4 protein-coding genes are annotated in these 7171 nt (G+C 38.8%); all 4 read left to right on the top strand.

Annotation, left to right across the window (positions count from 1 at the left end; all coding sequences use genetic code 11):
- The first annotated feature begins 422 nt into the window (after positions 1–422).
- The 4 genes from IQ228_RS17305 (at position 423) to IQ228_RS17290 (ending at position 7104) form a co-directional block, all read left to right on the top strand.
- Positions 423–659, top strand: a complete 237-nt coding sequence (locus tag IQ228_RS17305; protein ID WP_035082631.1) for a HetP family heterocyst commitment protein — start codon at positions 423–425, stop codon at positions 657–659.
- A gap of 568 nt (positions 660–1227) precedes the next feature.
- Positions 1228–4815 carry a pyruvate:ferredoxin (flavodoxin) oxidoreductase gene (nifJ, locus tag IQ228_RS17300; RefSeq protein WP_193963727.1) on the top strand — a complete coding sequence of 1196 codons (3588 nt, stop codon included), beginning with the start codon at positions 1228–1230 and terminating at the stop codon, positions 4813–4815.
- A gap of 159 nt (positions 4816–4974) precedes the next feature.
- Positions 4975–5994, top strand: a complete 1020-nt coding sequence (locus IQ228_RS17295; RefSeq protein ID WP_027403640.1) for a dihydroorotate dehydrogenase-like protein — start codon at positions 4975–4977, stop codon at positions 5992–5994.
- Between the two features lie 48 nt (positions 5995–6042).
- Entirely contained in the window at positions 6043–7104 is a 1062-nt protein-coding gene (locus IQ228_RS17290) for an ATP-dependent 6-phosphofructokinase (protein ID WP_027403641.1), read from the top strand.
- Positions 7105–7171: the final 67 nt, after the last annotated feature.

Below are 7171 nucleotides of genomic sequence, written 5' to 3'. Positions count from 1 at the left end.
GATTTAATCTATTTAGATTACAAATCGCTAATGAGATATCACTAATTTAATGTATACCACTACTTACTAAACCTCACAGAAAATTAATAAAATTCTCTTATAACCACAAATAATATTGATATTTAATCGGTAAGTTATCGCTATACTCGAATTTAGATATCGAAGTTATTCACCAAGAGAATTACATCCTGTGCATATCATCTGTATATATTGCTGTGATTGCACAAATATCCCCTTGATTTCTCCCTATTATTCGGAATTTAGGAGATCAAAAGTCAGGACTTAAAAGGCTTGTCAAATCAGGAGTAGAATTCCTAAACTTGACGATAAAAGTCTGATTCGTTTGGACTAAAAAGATTGTCTGTTCTGAATATTTAAAACCTATTAACTTTCAATCCTACAAGATTATATCAGGGTTAGTTATGAACTATCAAGCTTCTTCTGCTCAGAACGATTTTCATAGTGCCATCACTCCCGAACAGTTCAATCATATCATTGAAGCTATTGCTGATGGACGGTATTCTTGGGCTTGTGTGTTGATTTTACGTTGTATTGATTATAATCCAATTCACTATATCCCTCAACGGACTTACAGCCGATTAATTAAAGAAAACCGTCAAGGTTCTGGAACAGCTAATAAACCAAAAGCAGATATTTGAGTCTTTTGTGAATAGTCATATTTACAAAGATTCATGTCAATTACTAAGCCAAAAGGTAGAGTAACTCAGCAGAAAGTTATTCCCTAAAACTAATAATTTGGGATTTTGTTCCTATCTAGCCCCATGCTACATTTAGTATGGGGAGGTTTCTTCACGAACTATCCTATAATTATTAGACATCTCCAAAAAAGTAGAGACGTTCCATGGAACGTCTCTACAGGGTTTTCAGGTCAAGTATCTTTAATTTTTGGAGATGTCTATTGAATAATTTACAGCAGATTGCAGATTAATGAGGTAGAGGATTTAAGTTCAAAGCCAGACAGCAAGCTACAGCAAATTGTCATCAAACCCGGAACAAGAACCCCAACCCCCTCCAGTATCAAAAGCTTATCCTTTTCTTCCCCCCGCTGCGGGGGGATTTAGGGGGGTGCGATGAGGGGGCTAAGATGTACCTTATATGATTGGAAATCGCTGTAGTTTTACTTCTGAATCCTGACTGGGCGCAGGCCCTGCGCCCCTACCTCCTGACTGGATGTTTTGGTAGTTATTTAAGGTTAAGGAATATAAAATGAAAACCTTTGCAACTATAGATGGTAATGAAGCCGTGGCTAAAGTCGTTTACCAATTAAACGAAGTTATTGCCATTTACCCGATTACACCATCTTCACCGATGGCGGAATGGTCTGATACTTGGATGAGTGAGGGAAAACCGAACATTTGGGGAACTGTTCCTGCGGTGGTCCAGTTGCAGAGTGAAGGGGGGGTTGCGGGCGCTGTACATGGGGCTTTACAAACTGGTTCCCTGACAACAACCTTTACAGCATCTCAGGGGTTAATGTTGCTGCTACCAAATATGTACAAAATTGCCGGTGAACTTACACCTACAGTATTTCATATTGCGGCGCGATCGCTTGCAGCCCAAGCTTTATCCATTTTCGGAGATCATAGTGATGTCATGGCCGCAAGAACCACAGGTTTTGCCATGTTATGCGCTGCTTCTGTGCAAGAAGCCCATGATTTTGCCCTAATTTCCACAAAAGTAACTTTATTATCTCGGATACCTTACTTACACTTTTTTGATGGTTTTCGCACTTCCCACGAAGTCAATAAAATAGAAATATTAACAACTGAAGACTTACAAAAATTTATTCCCATAGAGTTAGTAATTGCCCATCGTTCACGGGCTTTAACACCTGATCATCCGGTATTACGAGGAACAGCCCAAAACCCTGATGTTTATTTTCAAGCTAGGGAAACAGTAAACTCTTTTTATCTCGCTTGTCCAGATATTACTCAACAGGTAATGGATGAATTTGCCCAAAATATAGGCAGAAAATATCAACTATTTGAATATCATGGAAATCCAGCAGCAGAAAAAATAATTATTCTCATGGGTTCTGGTTGCGAAACAGTTCATGAAACCGTAGATTATCTTAATCAACAAGGTGAAAAAGTCGGAGTTATCAAAGTTAGATTATATCGTCCCTTTGATACCCAAAGATTTATTGATTCTCTTCCCCAAACTACCTGCAAAATTGCTGTTTTAGATAGAACGAAAGAACCAGGGGCAATTGGTGAACCTTTGTATGTAGACGTAGTTACAGCTTTGGCAGCAAACCAACTTCACAAAATTCAAGTTGTGGGGGGAAGATATGGTTTATCATCTAAAGAATTTACACCAGCAATGGTAAAAGCGGTATTTGATAACTTAGATTTGGCAACACCAAAAAATAATTTTACTGTCGGCATTAATGATGATGTTACCCATACCAGTTTAGCATATAATCCCGAATTTAATATTGAAGCTGACAATATAATTAGAGCAATTTTTTATGGTTTAGGTGCAGATGGTACAGTGGGGGCAAATAAAAACTCAATTAAAATTATTGGGGAAGAAACAGATAATTATGCCCAAGGTTATTTTGTTTACGATTCTAAAAAATCTGGTTCTGTTACAGTCTCTCATTTGCGCTTTGGTAATCAACCAATTCATTCTACCTATTTAATTACTAAAGCTAACTTTATCGCTTGTCACCAATGGGATTTTATAGAAAAATTCCCGATATTAAAAGATATTATTCCTGGTGGGACATTCTTATTAAATTCACATTATAGCAAAGATGAAGTTTGGGATAAATTACCCACCACCATGCAAACAGAGATAATTAACAAAAATCTCAAATTCTATGTCATTAATGCCTATAAAGTCGCCCGTGAAGCGGGAATGGGTGGACATATTAATACAGTTATGCAGGTTTGTTTCTTTGCTGTTTCTGGTATTTTACCAAGGGAAGAAGCTATAGATCAAATTAAAAAATCTATTCGTAAAACCTACGGTAAAAAAGGTGAAGAACTTGTACAAATGAATATCCAAGCAGTTGATAAAACCTTGGAAAATCTCTATAAAATTACAGCTAAAGAACTGTCACCTGTCACCTGTCACCTGTCACCTATTCTCAATAATGCCCCTGCATTTGTCCGCAATGTATTAGGGAAAATGATAGTTCGTGAAGGTGATGATTTACCTGTAAGTGCATTACCTGTAGATGGTACATATCCCACAGGAACATCCAAATGGGAAAAACGCAATATTGCTGAAGAAATTCCGGTGTGGGATGCTGACGTTTGTATTCAATGTGGTAAATGTGTGATGGTGTGTCCCCATAGTGTCATTCGCGCTAAAGTATATGCACCAGAAGAGTTAGAAAATGCCCCAACAACTTTTAAAAGTGCAAATGCAAAAGAACATGATTGGCATGATTTAAAGTTTACCATTCAAGTAGCAGCAGAAGATTGTACAGGTTGCGGTATTTGTGTTGATGTTTGTCCCGCAAAAAATAAAGCCGAACCGCGCAAAAAAGCTATTAATATGGCAGCGCAAAAACCATTGCGAGAACAAGAACGAGAAAACTGGGATTTCTTCTTAAATCTTCCTAACCCAGATAGACGGAATTTAAAGTTAAATCATATTAATCAACAACAGATGCAAGAACCATTATTTGAGTTTTCTGGTGCTTGTGCTGGATGTGGAGAAACACCTTATATTAAACTTGTAACACAATTATTTGGCGATCGCATGATTGTCGCTAACGCCACCGGTTGTTCATCTATCTATGGTGGTAACTTACCCACCACACCTTGGACAAAAAACGCCGCAGGTAGGGGTCCAGCATGGTCTAACAGTCTATTTGAAGATAACGCCGAATTTGGCTTAGGTTTCCGGGTTTCCATAGACAAACAAGCCGAATTTGCCGCTTATTTACTCCAACAACTTGCACCCCATATAGGTGAAACCTTAGTCTCAGAAATCCTCAACGCTGAACAAAAAGACGAATCGGATATTTACTCTCAACGAGAACGAGTTTCCATTCTTAAAAGAAAATTAGAAGAAATTATCACCGCAGATGAACACAGATTAACGCAGATGAAAGAAGATTTTATCAGCGTTTATCAGCGTTTATCAGCGTTTAAAAATCTTCAATCCCTCGCTGATTATTTAGTCAAAAAAAGTGTTTGGATCATTGGTGGTGACGGTTGGGCCTATGATATTGGTTACGGTGGATTAGATCATGTCATTGCTAGTGGACGCAACGTCAATATTCTCGTCTTAGACACAGAAGTTTACTCTAATACTGGCGGTCAAATGTCCAAATCTACCCCTAAAGGTGCAGTAGCAAAATTCGCCGCCGGTGGTAAACCCGCAACTAAAAAAGACTTAGGTTTAATCGCTATGACCTACGGTAACGTTTATGTTGCTAGTGTAGCAATGGGCGCAAAAGATGAACAAACCCTGAAAACTTTCTTAGAAGCCGAAGCTTACGAAGGTCCATCCTTAATCATTGCCTACAGTCATTGTATTGCTCACGGTATCAACATGAGTACAGCCATGCAAAACCAAAAAGCCGCTGTAGACTCTGGACGCTGGTTATTATATCGCTATCACCCCCACCGCATTAAACAGGGAGAAAACCCCCTACAACTCGATTCTCGCACCCCTCGCATACCAATAGAAAATTCCATGTACATGGAAAACCGTTTTAAAATGTTAACCAAAATTAACCCAGAAACAGCAAAAGAACTCCTCAGAGAAGCCCAACTCGATGTTAACACCCGTTGGCAAATGTACCAATATTTAGCCGCCAGAAAATTACAATAAAGCTAAATTACGAGTCATACCATTTCTTTGTAAAAATGCGCCAAATTTTTTGAGATTTTCTGTCTCTGTGTCCTCTGTGCCTCTGTGGTTCATTTATCTGAATTGAATTAATATCAGGAGTCAGGAGACAGAAAGAAAAAATTACCCATTACCAAATTTATGAACTTAACTACCACGTATTTAGGTTTAGAATTAAAATCCCCTCTAGTTCCCTCCGCGTCTCCACTTTCCGAAGACATTGATAATATTAAGCTAATGGAAGATGCAGGTGCAGGTGCTGTTGTTATGCACTCACTATTTGAAGAACAATTAAACTTAGAAAAATCTGCACTTCATCATCATTTAAGCTATGGTACAGAAAGTTTTGCAGAAGCTTTAACTTATTTCCCAAATATCGCTAATTTCCGAGTCGGACCAGAAGAATATTTAGACCATATTCGCAAAGCCAAGGAAAAGGTAGATATTCCGATTATTGCTAGTTTGAATGGTTCTTCAGTCGGTGGTTGGACTAAATATGGTAAACTGATGCAAGAAGCAGGAGCATCAGCACTAGAATTAAATATTTACTATGTTCCCACTAACCCAGATTTAAGTAGTCATGATATCGAGCAAAATTATCTTGATATTCTCACATCTGTTAAAGCCGCCGTCACTATTCCTGTAGCCGTAAAACTGAGTCCTTACTTTACTAATACTGCAAATATTGCCAAACGTTTAGATCATGCCGGGGCTGATGGATTAGTATTATTTAATCGGTTTTATCAACCAGATATTAACTTAGAAAATTTAGAAGTCGAACCTCATGTACTTTTAAGTACCCCCCAAGCCATGCGTTTACCTCTGCGCTGGATAGCTATTCTCTATGGTCATATTCAGGGTAGTTTGGCTGCAACTAGCGGTATTCACAATGCCCATGATGTGATCAAAATGTTGATGGTGGGAGCAAATATAACTATGCTTTGTTCTGTATTATTACGAGAGGGAATTAACCATATTCAGTGTTTAGAAAAAGACCTACTGGAATGGATGAAAACCCATGAATATGAATCTGTAAAGCAAATGCAAGGTACTATGAGCCAGTTAAAATGTCCTAATCCTAGTGCTTTTGAACGCGCTCAATATATGAAAGCTTTGCAAACCTATAACCCGGATTCGGGTAGAGTTTATACACCATCTTAGTCCTGACTCCTGACTGGGCGCAGGCTCTGCGCCCCTACCTCCTGACTTATGAAAAAACGTATCGGTATTCTTACAAGTGGTGGTGATTGTCCTGGTCTAAATTGTGTGATTCGCGCGGCTGTGAGTCATGCCACAAGGACTTATGATTGGCAGGTAGTGGGTATCCCTTACGCCACCCAAGGGTTGCTAGAACGGAAAACAGTGCCGTTAAGTATACATGGTTGGGACTTACGCGGAATTGACCCTTTGCTAAATATGGGGGGAACGGTTTTAGGTAGTATTAATAAAGGGGATACTTTAGCTCATGCTGATGAAATATTAGCCGGCTATAAGGCGATCGCTTTAGATGCTTTAATTATTGTGGGTGGAGATGGTAGTTTAGATATTATTCATCAACTATCAGTTTTAGGTAATTGGAATTTAATTGCTATCCCCAAAACCATTGATCATGATGTCGCCTTTACAGAACGTGCAATCGGCTTTGATACGGCAGTTAATACCATTGTTGATGCCATTAACCGGCTCATATTTACCGCTGCTAGTCATGACCGGGTAATGATTATCGAAGTTATGGGACGCAACGCGGGACACTTGGCTTTACACTCAGGAATTGCCGGCGGTGCTGATGTGATTTTAATTCCCGAAGTCCCCTATACTATTAAGGGAATATGTAATCATCTGACCGAATTACGCGAACAGTGGCAAAAAAAATTCGCCATTATAGTTGTTGCTGAAGGTATATCTGTTTGTACAGAAGATGCCAATAATCCTTCTACTTGCACAACAGCTAAATGTGGTCAAGGTCAATATATTGCCGAAAAAATTGCCAATTGTAGTCATCACCTGATTGATACCAGAGTTTCTGTATTAGGACATATTCAGCGCGGTGGTATCCCCTCAGCTTTAGACCGTCTCACAGCCACCATGTTTGGTAAAGTTGCCATTGATTTAATTGCCCAAAATCAATATGATCAAATGTTAGCTTGGCAAAATGGAAAGGTTGTCACTTTCCCCATTCAATCCGTGATAGATAATAATCCCTCTCTTGTTAATCCTCACGGTGATTTAGTCCAAACCGCTCGGTCTTTAGGTATATATATTGGTGAATGAGGTAATAGGTAATAGGTAATAGGTAATAGGTAATAGGTAATAGAAAGATAAATAATCTCCCCTACCC

The sequence above is a fragment of the Dolichospermum sp. LEGE 00246 genome (assembly GCF_015207865.1).
Taxonomy (GTDB): Bacteria; Cyanobacteriota; Cyanobacteriia; order Cyanobacteriales; family Nostocaceae; genus Dolichospermum; species Dolichospermum heterosporum.
This window is presented reverse-complemented; position numbering and strand designations above follow the sequence as displayed.